The following is an 18796-nucleotide window of genomic DNA, read 5'->3' as shown; positions in this document are numbered from 1 at the left end:
GTGAGAGCAATCCGTAGGTTCACTGTCCGCACCGTCCTTCCCCCGGAGCTGGCCCCCCTCGGCGAGCTTGTCCACAATCTGCGCTGGTCGTGGCACCCCGAAACACTCGATCTGTTCGCCGAGGTGGATCCCGCGACCTGGGACCGGGTCGGTTACGACCCGGTCGCGCTGCTCGGCGCCGTCGAGGCGAGCAGGCTGCGCGAACTGGCCGCCGACCGCCGCTTCCTCAGGCGGGTCGCCGACGCCGCCGACGATCTGCACGAGTACATGACCGCGCCCCGGTGGTACCAGACCATCCCCGACGCGCCGCGCGCCATCGCCTACTTCTCCCCGGAGTACGGCATCGCCGCCGCGTTGCCGCAGTACTCGGGTGGCCTGGGCATCCTCGCGGGCGACCACCTCAAGGCGGCGAGCGACCTCGGGGTGCCGATCCTGGCCGTCGGCCTGCTGTACCGGCACGGCTACTTCACCCAGTCGCTCTCCCCCGAGGGGTGGCAGCTTGAGCACTACCCCTCGCTCGACCCGGGAGGGCTGCCGCTGACCCTGCTCAAGGAGCAGGACGGCACCCCGGTCCGCGTCACGGTCAGCCTGCCCGAGCAGCGCCCGCTGTACGCCCAGGTCTGGGTGGCCCAGGTCGGCCGCGTCCCGCTGCTGCTGCTCGACTCCGACGTCGCCGAGAACGACAACGCCGCCCGCGACGTCACCGACCGCCTGTACGGCGGGGGCACCGACCACCGCCTGCTCCAGGAACTGCTGCTCGGCATCGGCGGCGTGCGCGCGATCCGGGCCTACTGCCGGGTCACCGGCCACCCCGAGCCCGAGGTCTTCCACACCAACGAGGGGCACGCGGGCTTCCTCGGTCTTGAGCGCATCCGCGAGCTGACCGAGGCCAGGCTCTCCTTCGACGAGGCCCTCGAAGCGGTCCGCGCGGGCACGGTCTTCACCACCCACACCCCGGTCCCCGCGGGGATCGACCGCTTCCCGGCCGAGATGATCGCCCGCCAGTTCGGCGGCGGCAACGCCTGGCCGACGGTCCCGGTCGAGCGCATCCTCGAACTCGGCGCGGAGGACGAGCCGGGCAAGTTCAACATGGCCGCGATGGGCATGCGCCTGGCCCAGCGGGTCAACGGCGTCTCCGAGCTGCACGGCGAGGTCAGCAGGGAGATGTTCCGCGGCCTGTGGCCGGGCTTCGACGCCGACGACGTCCCGATCGGGTCCATCACCAACGGCGTGCACGCGCCGACCTGGGTCGGCCGCGAGATCATGGAGCTCGCGGGCAGGGAGCTGCCGACCCTGGTCGAGCGCGCCCAGGGCTGGGAGGGCGTCAACAAGATCTCCGACGTGGACGTCTGGGGCATCAGGAACAGGCTCAGGGCCCGCCTGGTCAACGCGGCCAGGGAGCGGCTGCGCAGGTCCTGGCTGGCCAGGGGCGCCTCCCGCGCCGAGCTCGGCTGGATCGAGGACGCCCTCGACCCCAACGTGCTGACCATCGGCTTCGCGCGCAGGGTGCCGTCCTACAAGCGGCTCACCCTGATGCTGAACGACCAGGAACGCCTGCGCGAGCTGCTGCTCAACCCGGAGAAGCCGGTCCAGATCGTGATCGCGGGCAAGGCGCACCCCGCAGACGAGGGCGGCAAGAAGCTCATCCAGCAGATCGTGCGCTTCGCCGACAGCGAGGACGTACGGCACCGCATCGTCTTCCTGCCCGACTACGACATGGCCCTCGGCCAGTTGCTCGTGCAGGGCTGCGACGTGTGGATGAACAACCCGCTGCGGCCCCTTGAGGCATGCGGCACCTCCGGCATGAAGGCCGCGCTCAACGGCGGCCTCAACCTGTCGATCCGCGACGGCTGGTGGGACGAGTGGTTCGACGGCACGAACGGCTGGGCCGTACCCACCGCGGACGGGGTGGCCGACCCCGACCGCCGCGACGAGCTTGAGGCGCACGCGCTCTACGACCTGATCGACCACGAGGTGGCCGACCGGTTCTACGACAGGGCCTCGGACGGCCTGCCGCTGCGCTGGCTGGAGATGGTCAGGCACACCCTGACCTCGCTCGGCCCCAAGGTGCTGGCGGGCCGGATGCTCCGCGACTATGTGATCGGCCTGTACGCGCCCGCCGCCGAGTCCGCCCGCGCGCTGTCGGTCGACGGCTACGACCCCGCCAGGCACTTCGCCGCCTGGAAGCTGCGGGTCCACCAGGCGTGGCCGGGGGTGCGGGTCGAGCACGTCGAGGCGGCCAACCTGGGCGACACCCCCGAGGTCGGGGCCTCCCTCGAACTGCGGGCGACCATCGCCCTCGGCGAGCTGCAGCCGTCCGACATCCGGGTCCAGGCGGCCTACGGGCTGGTCGGGCAGCACGACGAGATGGTCGGGCCGTCGTATGCGGACCTGACCCTGGAGGCGGAGGCCGACGACGGCAGGGCCGTCTTCAGCGGGACGATCCCGCTCGACCGCACCGGCTCCTTCGGATACACCGTCCGGGTGGTGCCGGACCATCCGCTGGTGGCCACGCCCGCCGAGCTCGGCCTGATCGCGGTTCCCGAGGAGCCGGTCGGCATGACCAACGGCACCCTGCGGTGATCCCGGCCCCGTGACGCCCCGGACCTGATCCGGAAATCCGTCTTTCCCACCGCAACGCCGCAGCCTGCTGCTTTACTGGCATTACCGGTGTTCGTGGCCCACCGGGCCGCCCCCGCCTCCGACGCGGGCGTGGCCGGGTGGGGCCCCGCGCACCGCCGTGGTTCAGGTCGACTCCGGCCAAAGATTTCTCGTCGTCGAGGCCTTTTCAAGGCACGGGAGACCGGTGCAGGGCGCACCGGTCGTTCCGGGTCGAAGGGACGGTCTCGATGATGAGTGATCCGGTCGTTCTCGCCTTGGTGGCGGGCGCGGTCAGGCTGGTGGTCTCGGTGGTCCTGTACCGCATGCGTTCGACCGGCGGGAGTCAGGCGCGCGGCCAGGTCACGGTGGTACGGGTACGGGCCGGTGAGGGGCCCGTGCTCATCGGCCACAGGACGGGCGAGGGGACGCTCATCGTGTGTCTCCACGAGTCCCCGGCGTCCGGCCTCCGGCAGAGGGACGAACGATGACGGAACGGGACGTCGCACGACCGGAAGACACACGATCCGAGGACAGGCCGGACGGGTTCGGGGAGTTCTACCGCCTGACGTCCGCGCGCATGCTCACCAGGGCGACCATGATCTGCGCGAGCAAACAGGACGCCGAGGACGCCGTCGCCGACGCCTACCTGGAGGCGTTCAGGCACTGGGACAGGATCGGCGGCTACGAGCCGAGGGCCGCCGAGCGCTGGGTCCACACCACGATGCAGCGCCGCTGGTGGAAGACCGCCGGCAGACGCAGGCGGGGGGAGGCGCGGGAGCTCCAGGTGCCGGTACGGCCCTGCTCCACCCCGGAGGAGACGGCCGAGGTCTCCATGGTCCTGTCCGCGCTCGGCTCACTGGCCGAACGCGAGCGGATCGTGGTGCTGGCCCACTGCGTGTACGGCATGTCGCACAAGGAGATCGCCGAGCGGCTCGGGATCAGGAGCTCGCTGGTCGCCCTCGTCCTCTTCCAGGCACGCCGCAGACTCGAACGGCTGACGGGACTGAGCGGACGGCACGGGGGACCCGGCCAGCGCTTCGCCCGCCTGCTCGGCGTCCAGGACGGCGAACCGCTGGCCGTACTCCTGCGTGGGACCTGGGAGTGGCTGGGCGAGGCGTTCGAGGCGCAGGGCACCGCCCTCGACCGCGTCCGCGACGCGATCGAGGCGGCGCGGGACCGGCGCGGGGGGCGGCCGTGATCGTGGTGCGGGCGCTGCTGGCGCTCGGCCTGCTCGCGGGCCTCTACCTGCTGTGCCTGGTCCTCGTCCTGCTCGACGTCGGCGCCCTCGTCCTGCTCGTGTGGGGCGCCCTCGTCGAAGGCAGGCCGCTGCAGGCCGGGATGGTGATGACGGCGCTCACCACGATCCCGGCGCTGTGGGTCCTGCGCGGCCTGTTCGTCACCGGGGCCGAGGCCCCGGAGACCCCCGGCGGGGTGTCCGTCACCCCCGAACAGGCGCCCGAGCTGTGGGCCGCCGTCACGGAGCTGGCCGGGCGGCTCGGCACCCGCCCTCCGGCGACCGTACGGCTGACCGCCGAGGTGAACGCCGAGGTGACCGAGGAGACGAGGCTGCTCGGCCTCGTCGGCGGCAGACGGCACCTGTACGTCGGGCTGCCGCTGCTGGCCGGTCTGACGGCCGGTGAGCTGCGCGTCGTGCTCTGTCACGAGCTGGGCCACTACGCGCACGCCCACACCAGGCTCGGCGCGATCACCTACCGGGGCCACCTGGCGCTGCGCGTCACCCTCGACCGGCTCGAACGCTCCCGCAGCCCGCACCCGTCGGCACGCGGCGGCAGACGGCAGAACGTCCCCGTCTCCTGGATCTGGTGGCCGTTCGTCGGCTACGCGATGCTCTACTTCTGGATCTCCTCGGCCGTCAACCGGCGCCAGGAGCTCCAGGCGGACGCCGCGGCGGCGAAGATCGCCGGGGCCGGAGTCGCGGCCGAGGCGCTGTGGCGGGCCCTGGTCGTGCTGCCGGTCGCGTGGGGCGAGTTCCGCGGCGGGCACCTCGACCCCATGCACGCCAGGGGCTACCTCCCCGACGACCCGCTGACGGTGTTCGCCGCCATGCTCGCCGCGCCCGGCTACCGGGCCAGGATCACCGGGCTGGCACGGGCCACGCCGTCCGGCAGGACCTCGCGCTACGACTCCCACCCCAGTCTGGAGCGGCGCCTGCGGGCCCTGGGCGGGCGCGGGAAACCCTCGGGCGGGAGCCGTACCCCCGCGTCGGAGGCCGGGTTCGGGGTCGAGCCCGATACCGTACGGCACTGCCTGTTCCCGGGGGCCGAGGAGGGGCGGGCCGTGCTCGCGTGGGCGGAGTGGGTCGAGCTGACGACCGAGACCCTGGCGACGGAACCCGTGAGAGGCCTGGTCAGGGCCGCCCGCAGGGTCGGCGGCGCCGCGCGGCCCGCCCTGGCGACCGTCCTCGACCTGCTGGCCGACGGCCACGCGGGACGGCTGGCCTCCTGCCTCGACCCACCCGAGGAGAAAGCGGCTCTGGCCCGGCTGGACGCGGCGTTGTTCGCGCTGGTCGGGCAGGCCCTGGTGGTGCGGGGACGGGCCGTCTGGGAGACGACCTGGACCGGGCAGAGCCGCCTGGCCTGGACCGGGCGGGGCAGGGCGGTCGCGGCGGGCGTCACCGTCGGGGAGGTCCGCGCCCTGGTGACGGCGGCCGTCTTCGGCGGAGTCCGCGAGGTCAGGCGGCTGCGCCTGCGGCTGGGCGCGCTCGGGGTCGATCCCGCGGCCTGGCTCGGCCACGACGCCGAGGGGACGCGTCAGGCCGAGGAACCCGTCGCAACGATGAGCGTCACCGTGGCCGTTGACGCCGAGGAGAGCCAGGAGGACCGCAGGCAGTTCAGGCTCCGTCTCGCGGGCGCCGCGCTGGTCGGCGTCCTGTTCCTGGTGACCGCCCTGTCGTCGATGTCGGGCGACCACGAGGATTCCGAACCCGCGAGCCCTCCCGCCGGGGTGTTCGTGACGCCGTGGCGGGGGCTGAACCCCGGCCTGCCGTCGCCCTACGTCGTGCCACCGGAGCTGCTGAGGCCGGGACTCGACCCCGAGACCGCCAGACGTCTCGACGAACTCCTGGAGCGGGGGCTCGTCGAACACCACGAGGACGCCGGGAAACGTTAGCCCATCGCCCGGTGACACACCTGTGAACAGGCAAGACACGCCATGGAAGCGTTCTTTCCCCGAGGGGGCGGGGAATGGTGCAGGAAACGAGGACCTGGACCCCGGAGAGTGCATTGAACGCCTGGACGTTCGAAGGACAGCCCGGAGCACTGGGCGACACCACGGTGACCCTGGTCGAGGGGGGCTCCTTCTGCGTGTGCTCGCGGAGCGGCGACATCATCCAGGGCGGACCGCAGGGGGTCTACCACGCCGACACCCGGCTGCTGTCGCGCTGGGAGCTGCGGGTGGACGAGGCCCCGGTCGAGGCGCTCAGGGTGCTGGCGGGCGAGCCGTACCACGCGACGTTCGTGGGCAGGGCGGCGCCGCGTCCCGGGCGGGTCGAGAGCAGCCTGCTGGTGATCAGGGACCGCTACGTCGGCGGCGGCCTGCGTGAGGACCTGATCCTGCGCAACCTGTCCGACGAGCCCGCCGGGTGTGTGCTCGACGTGCACGTGGCCTCCGACGTGGCCGACCTGTTCGAGGTGAAGGCGGGCCGGATCAGGCACGTGACGGACGTGGAGGTGACGTCCGACAGGTCGGGGCTGTTGATCTTCTCGGCCACCAGGTCGCGCGGGACGAGGGTGGTCACCGACCCCGCGCCGTTCGCCGTGCCCGGCGTGCTCATCTACCGGGTCGTCGTGCCCGCCCGTGGCGAGTGGAAGGCGACCTTCCAGGTCAACCCGATCCTGGAGGGGGAGGAGTCGCCCGCCTGGTTCTCCACGCACCACCCGCTCGAACACGCCGAGCCCGCCAGGCGCCGCGCCGACTGGGAGCGGCTCAGCCCCTCCTTCACCACGACCAACCGCGCCCTGGCCCAGGTGATCCACCGCTCACGGGAGGACCTGGGGGCGCTGCGGCTCTTCGAGCCGGAACGCCCCGAGGAGCCGCCGACGATCGCGGCGGGCGCGCCCTGGTTCATGACGCTGTTCGGCCGTGACTCGCTGCTGACCTCGTGGATGGCGCTGCCGCTCGACCAGTCGCTCGCGCTGGGCACCCTGCGCCGCCTGGCCAGGCTCCAGGGCAAGGTGGACGACCCGCTCACCGAGGAGGAGCCGGGCAAGATCCTGCACGAGCTGCGCTTCGGCGTGCAGACCGGCGCCTCGCCGCACGGCGGCCACGCCTACTACGGCTCGGTGGACTCGACCCCGCTGTTCGTGATGCTCCTCGGGGAGCTGCGCAGGTGGGGGGTGCACGAGCAGGCCGTCGAGGAGCTCATGCCGTACGCGGACGACGCCCTCGACTGGATCACCAGGTCCGCCGACCCGTTCCTCTCCTACCAGCGCAGGACCGACCACGGCCTGGTCAACCAGGGTTGGAAGGACTCCTTCGACGGCGTCAACTTCGCCGACGGCACCCTGGCCCGTGCCCCGATCGCCCTGGCCGAGGTGCAGGGCTACGTCTACGCCGCCTACATCGCCCGCGCCCACTTCGCCCACGAGGTCGGCGACACCGACCTGGAGAAGGAGTGGAGCACCCGCGCGACCCGCATCAGGGAGGCCTTCAACGAGCGCTTCTGGCTGCCCGACCGGGGCTACTACGCCATCGGGCTCGACCACGCGGGACGGCCCATCGACAGCCTCGCCTCCAACATGGGCCACTGCCTGTGGACGGGCATCGTGGACGAGGACCGCGCCGCCTTGGTCGCCGAGCATCTGCTCTCCCCGGAGATGTTCACGGGGTACGGCGTGCGCACCCTGGCCTCCAACATGGGCGCCTACAACCCGATGAGCTACCACAACGGCTCGGTCTGGCCGCACGACAACGCCCTGATCGCGGCGGGCCTGATGCGGTACGGCTTCGCCGAGGAGGCCAAGCGGATCGCCTTCGGCCTGCTCGACGCGGCCGAGGTCTTCGGCTGGCGGCTGCCCGAGCTGTTCTGCGGCTTCGACCGCGCCGACTTCTCCTGGCCGGTGCCGTACCCCACCTCCTGCTCGCCGCAGGCGTGGGCGGCGGCGGCGCCCATCCACCTGGTGCGCACCCTGCTGCGGCTCGACCCGTGGATCCCCAGGGGCCGGGTGTGGGTCGATCCGGTCGGCCTCGGCAAGCTGCGCATCACCGGTCTTCCCCTTGACGACTCCCGCGTCACCCTCGACGTGGACGGCCCGAACGTGTCCGTCACGGGCCTTCCCGAGGGCGTCACCCTGATCAACGAGCCGCGCCGCCCGACGGCGGCCGCCCTGAGATACGCCCCCTGAGGTTCTTCACTCCACTCGGAATTCGGATTTCGGCGGGCCGGACGGCCGTAGGTGAGGTTGAGAATGATCGCCGCGACTGGTGTTTCCCGAAGGCGTGACGCGATGCGCGTCGTCATGATCGCACCCCCCTGGTACGACGTCCCACCCCTGGGCTACGGGGGCATCGAGGCGATGCTCGCCGAGCTGGTCTCCGGGCTGTCCCGCAGGGGGCACGACGTCACCCTGATCGGGGCGGGCAGGGCCGGGACGGCGGCCAGGTTCCTGCGCACCTACGACGCGGCGCCCTCCGAGCGGATCGGCGAGCCGATGCCCGAGGTGCTGCACGCGGCCAAGGCGTACGCGCTCGCCCTGGACATCGACGCCGACATCGTCCACGACCACTCGCTCGCCGGGCCGCTGAGCGCGGCGGCCAGGGCGGTGCCGACGCTGGTGACCTGCCACGGCGCGATCGAGGGCGAGTTGGGCGAGTACTACCGGGTGCTCGGCCCGGCCGTGTCGATGGTCGCGATCTCCGAGGCGCAGCGGCGCTTCGCGCCCGACCTCAACTGGGCCGGGGTGGTCCACAACGCCGTCGAGACGGCCTCCTTCCCCTTCAGGGAGCACAAGGAGGACTGGGTGCTGTGGCTGGGCAGGCTCAACGCGGACAAGGGGGCGCACATCGCCATCGACGTGGCCAGGGAGGCGGGCCGCGGGATCGTCCTGGCGGGCAAGCTCACCGAGCCCGCCGAGCACGACTACTTCGAGCGGGAGATCAAGCCCAGGCTCGGTCCCGACGCCGAGTACGTCGGGCAGGCCGACGCCGCCCGCAAGCGCGAGCTGCTCGCCGCGGCCCGCTGCCTGCTCTTCCCCATCCTCTGGGAGGAGCCGTTCGGCATGGTCATGATCGAGTCCATGGCCTGCGGCACCCCCGTCGTCGCCCTGAAACGGGGGGCGGTGCCCGAGGTGGTCGCCGACGGCGTCACCGGGCTCGTCAGGGAGACGGTCGAGGAGCTTCCCGAGGCCCTCGAAGCGGTCGGGGCGCTCGATCCGCACGCCTGTCGGGCCCACGTCGCGGGCAACTTCGACGTGGAGGTCATGACCGCGGGCTACGAGCGGATCTACCGCCAGGTCATCGCGACCCCGAGGGAGCCCGCCGGAGGAACCAGAGATCTGGCGTTGCCTGTGACCTGAAACGCTGAAGAGCGTCCTGGTAGATCGTATTTTGCCGGTATCGTGCCTGGCTATGGTGCGCTTAAGGAAGCGCGCGCTGCTGCCCGCCTGGCTGCGGCGCGCGGTGCTCGGCTGGTTCGACGCCCGCTACATCTCCAGAGCCGACCACCGGCAGGACATCAAGGACGCGCTCTGGGAGGTCCAGACGCTGGGCCGTGAGGTCACCGCGTTGCGCGCCGAGGTGGACAGGCTCAGGGCGCAGGTGGCCAAGGCGACCCCGGAGCAGGCACGGGTCAACCGCTGGGACGACGCCCACCGGCTGTCCCAGGAGACCGCGGCCGCCATGGAGCGGGTCCTGCAGAACGAGGTCCTCCTCTGGCAGGCCGTGGACAGCCGTGGGACGGGTGCCCCATGAGGGTGACCTGGACCACCGAGGGCGACGCCATGCGCCTGGACTTCCGGCTCGACGCCGAGGACTCCATCACCGGCTTCTGCGCAGACGGCCAGCCGCTGAAGATGGCCACGAACTCCTGCCGGGTCGAGCTGCCACGCGTCCCCCGCGAGGTCCACCCCGACCTGCGGGCGCTGGCGGCCTGGACTGTCGTCGCGCCGTGGACCCGCCGTACGGTCACCTTCGACGGGCCGATCTCGCCGGGCCTGGCGGCGGCCCTCGCCGAGGGCTGGGGTGTCGAGGCGGGGCCGGTCGGCGGGACGCCGCGCTCGGGAGACAGGCTGGCGGTCTCCTACAGCGGCGGGGCCGACTCGGTCGCGGTGGCCGCGATGCTGCCCGACGCGCCGTTCGTGCACTTCCAGCGGGTCTCCCACCCGCGCGTGCCCAACCGCTGGACCCACTACCGCGCCGACGTCCTGGCCCGCCTCGCGGAGAAGACGGGCAGGGAGCTGACCGTGGTCCGCTCCGACCTGGAGTTCACCCTCGCCGAGCCCCGCCCCGGCTACCCGGAGCACCACGCCGTCGCCGCGGGGGCGCTGCTGCTGGCCGACGAACTCGACCTCGGCGGCCTCGCCTTCGGCTACGAGCTCGGCTCGCGCTGGCTCGGCGGGGACCGCTACCTGCTCAGATACACCCCGGACAACCCGATGTGGGCGCCGCACGGCGCCTGGGGCAGGGCGTTCGCCGCGGCGGGGGTGCACATCGTGCTCCCGGTCGGCGGGGTGAGCGAGGCCGTGACCATGCGCCTGGCCCTGAACTCCTCGCTGCGCGAACAGGTCCGCTGGTGCCTGCGGGGCGTCGACGGCCCCTGCGGGACCTGCGGCAAGTGCCTCTACAAGGAGCTCATCCAGGCCGCCGTCGAACGCCGCCCGCTGCGCACCGCGGTCGGCCCCAAGCGTCCCGTCGCCCGCAAGTGGCAGGAGCCCCCGCCCTATGGCGGGCAGGAGATGATCGAGTACGGCTGCGCCAGGGTGCCCGGCGTCGAGGGCACGGTCTTCGGCAGGGCGGCCGGGTTCCTCGGCGCGACCGAGGCCTCCACGGCCTGGCTCGACCGCTGCTACCCCCCGGCCGTCGAGGAGATCCCCGAGCCGTGGCGCAAGCAGGTCCACGACTTCATGGCGGCCGAGGTCGGCTTCATGAGCAGGGACGAGGCCCGCCGCGTCGAGAGCTGGGGAACGGCCCAGGGGTCACGGTGAGCGAGCAGGGGACGCTGACCCGGAGGGCGTTGCTGGTCGGCGTCGGGGCTGCGGGCGGGGCGGGCGCCATGTACGCGGCCATGGGCGCGCTCGGCCTGGCCCCCGGCGCCCACGAGACCCGGCCCGAGGACTACGTGCCGCCCCGGGCCTCCGACTTCTCCCTCAGCGGCAGAGGCGCGGCGAAGGTCGTCGTCCTCGGCGCCGGGGTCGCCGGGCTGACCTGCGCCTACGAACTGGGCAAGGCGGGCTACGACTGCACGGTCCTGGAGGCCGCGGACCGGGCGGGCGGCAGGAACCTCACCCTGCGCCGGGGGGACCGGCTTCCCGAGAACGGCGGCCCGGCCCAGACTGCCGACTTCCAGGAGGGGACCTACTTCAACGCGGGCCCCGGCCGTATCGCGCCCTGGATGGTCGCCATGGACTACTGCCGCGAGCTCGGCGTGCCCATCGAGACCTTCGTCAACAACAACGCCTCCGCCTACGTCTACACCCACGGCATGAAGGCCCCGGTCAGGGCCAGGACCGCCCGCGCCGACATGTACGGCTACGTCGCCGAACTGCTGGCGAAGGCCAGCCACGCGGGCGCGCTCAACCGCAGGCTGACCAGGGACGACAGGGAACGGCTCGGCGAGTTCCTGCGCCGCTTCGGCGACCTCGGCCCCGACCTGTCCTACCGGGGCTCGACCCGCAGGGGCTTCACCGCCTACCCCGGCACCGACGACGGCGTCCCGCTCGGCGCCCCCGGCTCGCTGGCCGAGGTCTTCGCCGCGGGCATGGGCAGGGCGATCACCATGGACTTCGGCTACGACCAGGCGACGCCCATGTTCCAGCCGGTCGGCGGCATGGACGCGATCGTGAAGGCGCTCACCCGCGCGGTCGGCCAGGACCGGATCAGGACGGGCGCCCGCGTCACCGGCCTGAAGAACCTGCCCGACGGCGTCGAGGTGACCCACACCGGGGGCACGCTCCGGGCCGACTACTGCGTCACGACGCTGCCGCCGCACCTGATGGCCCGCGTCCCGCACAACCTGGGCGCCCAGGTCACCGCGGCACTGCGCACCCCGGTCCCGGTCGCGGCGGGCAAGATCGGCCTGGAGTACGGCAGGCGCTGGTGGGAGATCGACGAGCGCATCTACGGCGGCGTCACCGAGACGGACCTCGACATCACCCACATCTGGTACCCCTCGCACGGCTACCACTCCGCGGGCGGCCTGGTCGTCGGCTACTACAACACCGAGGAGAACGCCGAGCTGTACGGCAGGCTCTCCCACGCCGAACGCCGCGCCCGCGCCCTCACCCAGGGCAAGAAGATCCACGGCGAGAGATACCGCGCCGACCTGCGCTCCAGCGTCTCCATCGCCTGGCACAGGCAGCCGCACATCGAGGGCGGCTGGGTCCGCTGGCCCTCCTACGAGGGAGCCTTCACCCTGCTGCGATGCCCGGCGGGACGGGTCTACTTCGCCGGGGACTGGCTCACCCACCTGGTCGCCTGGCAGGCGGGGGCGATGGAGTCGGCGAGGCGGACGGTGACCGACCTGCACACCCGGGTCGTACGGGCCCCCGCCTGACCGGCCGTACAGTCTCAGGAACGAAACAGCGAGTGATTGGGGACAGGGGCCATGGGGATCGGAACGCTTGACTGGGTGCCCGCGGAGGAGCGGCTCGACCTGCTCGCCGAGCCGGTCGCGCGGGTGGTCGCCGGGCTCGGCGCCGAGGTCGCCGAGATCGACCCCGGCCTCGCCGACACGGCGGCCTTCTGCGAGCGGTACGGCGTCGGCATGGACGAGTCGGCCAACTGTGTGATCGTGGCCGCCAAGCGGGGCGGGGAGGTCCGCTACGCCGCGTGCATGGTGCTCGCCACCACCAGGGCCGACGTCAACGGCGTGGTCAGGCGGCACCTGGACGCCAGGAAGATCTCCTTCGCCCCGCAGGACGACGCCGTCGGGCTGACCGGGATGGAGTATGGCGGCATCACTCCGCTCGGCCTGCCCGAGGAGTGGCCGGTGCTGGTGGACGAGGCCGTCGCGGCCCATCCGGGGGTGGTGATCGGCAGCGGTGTGCGCCGGTCGAAGCTGGCGGTTCCCGGCTCCCTGCTGGCCGGTCTGAAGACCGCCCAGGTGATCAACCTGGCGAACTGACGCCGAAAAGAGATTGAGTGTTACCCCGGTTTGGGAAACCGTGGAGATCTGGCACACGTTATCCCATCGGAGAATATGGCCTGATGGTTCATCTCATGGGTGGGGTTTAAGCCGGTATGGTTTTTCATGCCATGAATCAGGACGACCGACTGGGCCCGTACCGACTGCTCCGGCGGCTCGGTGAGGGCGGCATGGGCGTTGTGCACCTGGCCGTCGATCCCCAGGGGCGGCAGGTGGCGGTGAAGGTCCTGCGCTCGGAGGTCGCCGGTGACGACGTCGCGCGCCGCAGACTCTCCCGTGAGGTCGAGACCATGCGGCGGGTGCGCACCGAGCACATCGCCGAGGTCCTCGACGCCGACGTGACGGGGCACCGCCCCTACATCGTGACCCGCTACGTTCCCGGCCAGCCGCTGGACGACCACGTCAAGCAGGAAGGTCCGATGGACCTGCCCGCGCTGCTCAAGGTCGCCTACGGCGTCGCGTCCGCGCTGGCGTCCGTGCACTCCGTCGGGGTGATCCACCGCGACCTCAAGCCCGGGAACGTGCTCATCCTGGACGGCAGGCCCGTCCTCATCGACTTCGGCATCGCGCAGGCCGTGGACGCGACCCGGCTGACCCAGACCGGCATGTTCATCGGCACGCCCGGCTACCTCGCCCCCGAGATCATCGAGGGGCACGAGGCCGGACCCGAGGTGGACGTGCACGCCTGGGCGGGCACGATGGTCTTCGCGGCCACCGGCCAGCCGCCCTTCGGCAAGGGCACGCTGGAGATGATCTTCTACAACATCACCGCGGGCCGGGCGAACGTGGACGCGGTCCCCGAGGCGCTGCGGCCCGTGCTGCGCGCCGCGCTCCAGCGCGACCCCGCCAGGCGTCCCAGGGCCGCGGAGCTGGCAGCCCAGATCGAACGGCTGATGGCGTCGTCCCCGGGACGGCCGAGCCCGCCCGACGACGTGCCCACGGTCACCGGCTTCGAGGGCCGCTCCACCGATCTCGGGCAGCCGACCGGCCCTTATGTGCCGACGGGCCTGGGCGCCACCCCGGGTGTTCCCCGGGCCACCGACCCCGGCCAGGCGACGGGCGCCTACGTGCCGACCGGTCTCGGTCCGCGCCCCGGCCCCGTCATCGACCCCGGGCCGCCGACCGGCCCCTACGTGCCCACGGGCCTGGGGCCCCGCCCCGGCGAGCGCCGTACGGGAGAGCGCACCGACCCCGGTGACGTGCCGACCCCGGTCGCCTCGCGTCCCGGCACGTCCAAGCCGTGGCCGCCGAACCCGACGCCGAACCCGGCCCCTCCGCCACCCGACTACGTCTCGCTGCTCGGCGAGCAGCAGCAGGGTGGCGACCCCTGGCCGACCCGCAGGGTGACCCCCGAGGAACTGCGCCAGGCCACGGCCCAGTCAGCGCCGCAGCAGGCTTTCCACGAGCAGCCGGGAGGCCTCTCCCCGGGCGGTGACGGCGACATCCCGACCCAGCGGGTCAGGCCCCACGAGCTTGAGCAGCTGCGCAACCAGATGCAGCGGCAGCACCCCCAGGGCCAGGCCTCCTTCGAGCGGGCACCCCAGCCGGGGCGCCACCACACCCCGCAGACCGCCGCCACTCCGCAGCAGCCCTACCAGGCGACGCGGATGCAGCCCTACCCGGAGGAGCGCCAGGAGTGGCGGCCCGCCGCTCCCAGCCCCGCGCCGCGGAGTTCCGCCGTGTACGGCGTCGCGGGCGCCCTGCTGCTGGTGGCCGTGACGGCCGCCGCGGTCATCGCACCCGTCCTGGTCGCCGTCGTCGTCATCCCGGCCGTGGTCCTGCTGCGCGCCGCCGACATCGCCCAGCCCGCGCTCAACGGCCGCAGGCAGGCGTCGGAGGGGGCCGCCGACGTCCTGCGGGTGCTCGGCCAACCGGCGGCCCTGGCCAAGTCGGCGGGCATCACCCTCGCGCTCGTACCGTACGGTCTCGTCCTCGGCCTCCCCGTGACGCTGCTGCTCACGGTGCTGGTCAGGACCCTGTCACCGGCCGCCGCGCTCAGCTGGGGCGCCGCGGTCGCGCTGTGGACGATCTGCGCCGGTCCCGGAGTGGAGGGCCCCAGACGGCAGATGCGACGTACGCTGGCATCACTGCTGCCTTCACGCGGAGCGGCCGTCGCCGTGACCTTCGTGCTGGGAGCGGTCGCCGTGTTGGCGCTTCTGCTGGCGGTCGGCACCTTCAGGGGAGGGGTGTCGCGGGCGCACTGGGCGCCCCTCGACGTCGGAACGGTGGTGGGGGAACTGCGCAATCTACGGGACAGGGCGACACGATGACGACGGGGGAGACGCAGGCTCCGGAGCGGCTCGGGCCGTACCGGCTGCTCAGGCAGATCGGCGAGGGCGGCATGGGTGTCGTCCACCTCGGGCTCGACGAGGACGGCCGCGAGGTGGCGGTCAAAGTCCTGCACCCGCACGTCGCGGCCGACCTCAAGGCCCGCGACCGGCTCACCCGCGAGGTCGAGACCATGCGGCGGGTGCGCAGCGGGCAGGTGGCCGAGGTGCTCGACGCCGAGCTGACCGGCGCGCAGCCGTACATCGTGACCCGTTTCGCGCCGGGCCGCACGCTTGAGGAGATCGTCCTGGCCGAGGGGCCGCTCGCCCCGCAGGAGATCATCAAGCTCGCCCGCGGCCTGTGCGCGGCGCTGGTGGCGATCCACGCCGCCGACGTCGTCCACCGCGACCTCAAGCCGTCGAACGTGATGATGGTCAACGGGGAGCCGCTGGTCATCGACTTCGGCATCGCGCACCTGGTCAACGCGACCCGGCTGACCCAGACCGGCATGTTCGTCGGCACGCCCGGCTACCTCGCCCCGGAGATCATCAGGGACTCCGAGATCACCCAGGCCGCCGACGTGCACGCGCTGGCCTCGACGGTCTTCTTCGGCGCGACGGGCAAGCCGCCGTTCGGCACCGGCAGCTTCGAGGTCGTCTGCTTCAACATCATGGAGGGCCGGGCCAACATCGACCTGGCCCCCGCCTGGCTGCGCGGCTGGCTCAGGCGGGCCCTCGCGGTCGATCCGAAGGCCAGGCCGAGCGCGCAGGCGCTGCTGCGGATGGCCCGCGACCTCGACCCCACGCTCACCGTCTTCCACGAGGACGCGCCGCCGAAGGCCAACGACGGCGGCACCAGGGTGCTCAGCGCCGACGGCACCCGCGTCCTGGACGGCCCGCCGCCGGTCGTGCCGCCGCCCACGGTTCCGCCCTCGACGCCGCGGCCCCCGGTCACCGGGACGCGCGTGCTGTCCGAGCAGTCCCCGGAGCGGCCCCCGGTCCCGCCGCCCACGGACGGCACCCGGGTGCTGCCGCAGGACGGGACCTACTCCGACCTGCTGCCCCCGGTGGAGTACGCCAAGCCGGAGCGGCGCGAGCGCAGGCCGCGCGAGGAACGTTCCGAGCCCCAGGCCGGGCGTTCCACGGCCGGGTCGCCGCCGCCGTACGTCCCGGCGACGCCTCCGCCGTACGTTCCCGCCCCGCTGTCCGTGCAGCGGCGGGTCGCGCCGCCGCCCTACCCCGACCAGCGGGTCGCCGGATACCCGGCGCCGCAGCCGACGGGGCAGGGCGCGCCGTTCGCCCCGCCCCAGCAGGAGCCCAGGCCGTACGTCCCGCCGCCCGCGCCGCAGCCCCTGCCGAGGGAACAGCGGCCCCGCTACCGCACGGGGCACCCGCTGGCCGCGGCGCTGCTGCTGACGATCCTGGTCGGCCTCGCCTGCGTGCTGCCCGTGGTGGTGAGCGCCTTCGCCCTGGTCGCCGTGCTCTGCCTGCGGGTGGGGGAGTACCTCTTCGGTGACCTGGCCGAGCGCCGTTCCGTGCGCGGCAACAGCGCCGCCGACCCGCTGCTCGCGCTGGTCGGCACCCCGTGGGCGTTGATCAAGGCGTTCCTCGCGACGCTGGTCACCGCCCCGCTGGCCGCGATGTTCGGCATGTGCGTCTGGGGCGCCCTGAGGTTCGTCGGGCACATGGGCCCCAACCCCGCGGCGGCCTACGCGGCGGGGGCGTTCGTGGCGGGGCTGTTCGTGCTCCCCGGCGGAGGTAAGCCGCGCAAGGCGGTCGCCCGCGCGCTGACCGGGGTGATCCGCAGCCCGGGGGCGGCGATGGTGACCACGATCATCCTGGGCACGCTCGCGTTCTTCGTCGTGATGGGCGCGCTGACGCTGGTCCCGTCCTTCGTCCCCTGGGAAGAACCGTCGAAGGTCGTCAAACAGGTGACGCGGGCCTGGCAGCAGCAGGTGGAGAACGGGCAGATGGGGGCGGTCGACCTCGTCCGAGGTCTGTTCAACGATCTGATGGACAGCCTGGGCCTCGGGTTCATCTCCTTCTGACTCCCCGTGCGGGAGCGGCCCGGCTGAGGCACGATGAGGGAGACTGGCCGGAAGGAGCCGCATGGGAGCGACCGAGGGTGACCGCCTTGGCCCGTACCACCTGCTGTCCACGCTCGGCGCCGGAGGTTTCGGCGAGGTCCACCTGGCGCTCGACCCCGACGGGCGGACGGTCGCGGTCAAGATCCTGCATCCGCACGTCGCGGCCGACGCCACGGCCCTGTCCCGACTCGCCCGCGAGGTCGAGACCATGCGGCGGGTCCAGGGGCCGCACGTCGCCGAGGTCCTCGACGCCTCGATGGAGGGCACCCGCCCCTACCTGGTCACCCGCTACGTGCAGGGCCGCCCGCTCAGCGCGCTGATCGCCGCCGAGGGCGCGGTCGTGGGTGACGATCTCGTACGGCTCGCGCACGGCCTGGCGCGGGCCCTGGCGGCCGTCCATGCCGCCGACGTCGTCCACCGCGACCTGAAGCCCGCCAACGTCATCATGGCCGACGGCGAGCCCGTGGTGATCGACTTCGGCATCGCCTCGGCCCTCGACTCCGCCTCGGTCACGGCCTCGGGGACGGTGGTCGGCACCCCCGGATACCTGGCCCCCGAGGTCATCGAGGGCGGCCAGAGCGGTCCCGCCGCCGACCTGTTCTCCTTCGGCACCACGCTCGCCCACGCCGCCACGGGACGGCACCCGTACGGCACCGGCCCGGCCTCCGCGGTCGGCTACCGCGTCGTCCACCACGAACCCGACCTGGAGGGGGTGCCCGGCTGGCTCGAACCGGTGCTGCGCGAGTGCATGCGGCGCGACCCGGCCGCCAGGCCCACGGCGGCGCAGGTGCTCGAACGCCTCGGGATCGAGGCCCCCGAGGTGGGCGAGGTGTTCCCACGGCCCCGGCGGGCCTTTGCCGTACCGGGCCTGGCCTCGGGTCCTTCGGGTTCCTCGGGTGGCGGCGCGGTGGAGACCGGGGTGCACGCGCTGAGCACCCGGCAGTGGCGTCCCGGGCAGCGTCCGCCGTCGAACAGGCTCTCTCCCGAGGAGGCGCTGCGGCGCCGCAGGGTCGTGGTGCACCGCCGCTGGGTCGTCGGCACGGGGCTGTTGACCGCGCTGGCCGCGGCGACGGCGCGGACCCCGCTGCCCGAGCTGTCGCTGTTGCTGCTGGTGTCCTACGGGCTGGTGGTGATCGTGGACGGGGGGATCGCCCTTCTCGCCCGCAAGGACCGGGGCCGGGCGATCGTCGATCTGGCGGGTGGCGCGGGAGCCGTCATACTCTGGGCCGTTCTGGGCACCTTCTTCAGCACCCTCACCCTCGCGCTCGCGCTGGGCACGGTCCTGTTCGTTCTGGTGGCCATCCTGGTGTCGAGCTGAGGGACGTGACCCCCGGCCGCAAGTTCCGGAACATAGTTCGGTATGGTGGGGGTGTGTGACCGGTTGGCCGGTGCGGCCGTCGGCGTCAGCCGTACGACCTGGGAGGTTGCTCCTAAGCTACCGATCGGTAACATGGTGCTGGAGGGCAGGGGCGGGATCTCCCGGCCGTGCCACCCGCTGCCGTTCCGCCCACGGGGACCTGGCA

The 18796-nt window shown here is 72.8% G+C and carries 13 protein-coding genes; all 13 read left to right on the top strand.

What is annotated here, in order from left to right; all coding sequences use genetic code 11:
- Positions 1–2583 (top strand): alpha-glucan family phosphorylase, encoded by a 2583-nt coding sequence (glgP, locus tag FHS44_RS28715; RefSeq protein ID WP_184720229.1) that lies wholly within the window; start codon positions 1–3, stop codon positions 2581–2583.
- 266 nt (positions 2584–2849) lie between these two features.
- Complete coding sequence (locus FHS44_RS28710) at positions 2850–3089, top strand: hypothetical protein (protein WP_184720227.1); 240 nt, start codon at positions 2850–2852, stop codon at positions 3087–3089.
- On the top strand, positions 3086–3799 hold the full coding sequence (locus FHS44_RS28705) for an RNA polymerase sigma factor (protein WP_184720225.1): 714 nt from the start codon (positions 3086–3088) through the stop codon (positions 3797–3799). Before FHS44_RS28710 ends, FHS44_RS28705 begins: the two co-directional genes overlap by 4 nt.
- Complete coding sequence (locus FHS44_RS28700) at positions 3796–5730, top strand: M48 family metallopeptidase (protein ID WP_184720223.1); 1935 nt, start codon at positions 3796–3798, stop codon at positions 5728–5730. Before FHS44_RS28705 ends, FHS44_RS28700 begins: the two co-directional genes overlap by 4 nt.
- A 74-nt stretch (positions 5731–5804) precedes the next feature.
- Entirely contained in the window at positions 5805–7964 is a 2160-nt protein-coding gene (locus tag FHS44_RS28695; protein WP_184720221.1) for an amylo-alpha-1,6-glucosidase, read from the top strand.
- A 102-nt stretch (positions 7965–8066) separates the two neighbouring features.
- Complete coding sequence (locus tag FHS44_RS28690) at positions 8067–9134, top strand: glycosyltransferase family 4 protein (RefSeq protein WP_246436168.1); 1068 nt, start codon at positions 8067–8069, stop codon at positions 9132–9134.
- Positions 9135–9186: 52 nt separating this feature from the next.
- Positions 9187–9528, top strand: a complete 342-nt coding sequence (locus tag FHS44_RS28685) for a hypothetical protein (RefSeq protein WP_184720217.1) — start codon at positions 9187–9189, stop codon at positions 9526–9528.
- On the top strand, positions 9525–10760 hold the full coding sequence (locus FHS44_RS28680; protein WP_184720215.1) for a DUF6395 domain-containing protein: 1236 nt from the start codon (positions 9525–9527) through the stop codon (positions 10758–10760). Before FHS44_RS28685 ends, FHS44_RS28680 begins: the two co-directional genes overlap by 4 nt.
- A complete protein-coding gene (locus FHS44_RS28675; protein WP_184720213.1) occupies positions 10757–12328 on the top strand; it encodes a flavin monoamine oxidase family protein in 1572 nt (523 codons plus the stop codon). Before FHS44_RS28680 ends, FHS44_RS28675 begins: the two co-directional genes overlap by 4 nt.
- A gap of 51 nt (positions 12329–12379) precedes the next feature.
- A complete protein-coding gene (locus FHS44_RS28670) occupies positions 12380–12898 on the top strand; it encodes a YbaK/EbsC family protein (protein ID WP_184720211.1) in 519 nt (172 codons plus the stop codon).
- 131 nt (positions 12899–13029) lie between these two features.
- A complete protein-coding gene (locus FHS44_RS28665) occupies positions 13030–15189 on the top strand; it encodes a serine/threonine-protein kinase (protein ID WP_184720209.1) in 2160 nt (719 codons plus the stop codon).
- Positions 15186–17234 carry a serine/threonine-protein kinase gene (locus FHS44_RS28660; RefSeq protein WP_184720207.1) on the top strand — a complete coding sequence of 683 codons (2049 nt, stop codon included), beginning with the start codon at positions 15186–15188 and terminating at the stop codon, positions 17232–17234. Before FHS44_RS28665 ends, FHS44_RS28660 begins: the two co-directional genes overlap by 4 nt.
- A gap of 61 nt (positions 17235–17295) precedes the next feature.
- The gene (locus FHS44_RS28655) at positions 17296–18591 is read left to right on the top strand and encodes a serine/threonine-protein kinase (protein ID WP_184720205.1); all 1296 of its coding nucleotides are present in this window, start codon (positions 17296–17298) and stop codon (positions 18589–18591) included.
- Positions 18592–18796 lie beyond the last annotated feature (205 nt).

The sequence above is a fragment of the Streptosporangium saharense genome (assembly GCF_014203715.1).
In the GTDB taxonomy this organism is placed as follows: Bacteria; Actinomycetota; Actinomycetes; order Streptosporangiales; family Streptosporangiaceae; genus Streptosporangium; species Streptosporangium saharense.
The sequence above is the reverse complement of the archived record's forward strand: the minus strand, read 5'-3'. Positions and strand labels throughout refer to the sequence as shown.

Excerpts from the sequence above, each read along its gene's own strand:
- FHS44_RS28710 (WP_184720227.1), top strand. The coding sequence starts at position 2,850 with ATGATGAGTGATCCGGTCGTTCTCGCCTTGGTGGCGGGCGCGGTCAGG.
- FHS44_RS28705 (WP_184720225.1), top strand. The coding sequence starts at position 3,086 with ATGACGGAACGGGACGTCGCACGACCGGAAGACACACGATCCGAGGAC.
- FHS44_RS28695 (WP_184720221.1), top strand. The coding sequence starts at position 5,805 with ATGGTGCAGGAAACGAGGACCTGGACCCCGGAGAGTGCATTGAACGCC.
- FHS44_RS28690 (WP_246436168.1), top strand. The coding sequence starts at position 8,067 with ATGCGCGTCGTCATGATCGCACCCCCCTGGTACGACGTCCCACCCCTG.
- FHS44_RS28685 (WP_184720217.1), top strand. The coding sequence starts at position 9,187 with ATGGTGCGCTTAAGGAAGCGCGCGCTGCTGCCCGCCTGGCTGCGGCGC.
- FHS44_RS28680 (WP_184720215.1), top strand. The coding sequence starts at position 9,525 with ATGAGGGTGACCTGGACCACCGAGGGCGACGCCATGCGCCTGGACTTC.
- FHS44_RS28670 (WP_184720211.1), top strand. The coding sequence starts at position 12,380 with ATGGGGATCGGAACGCTTGACTGGGTGCCCGCGGAGGAGCGGCTCGAC.
- FHS44_RS28665 (WP_184720209.1), top strand. The coding sequence starts at position 13,030 with ATGAATCAGGACGACCGACTGGGCCCGTACCGACTGCTCCGGCGGCTC.
- FHS44_RS28660 (WP_184720207.1), top strand. The coding sequence starts at position 15,186 with ATGACGACGGGGGAGACGCAGGCTCCGGAGCGGCTCGGGCCGTACCGG.
- FHS44_RS28655 (WP_184720205.1), top strand. The coding sequence starts at position 17,296 with ATGGGAGCGACCGAGGGTGACCGCCTTGGCCCGTACCACCTGCTGTCC.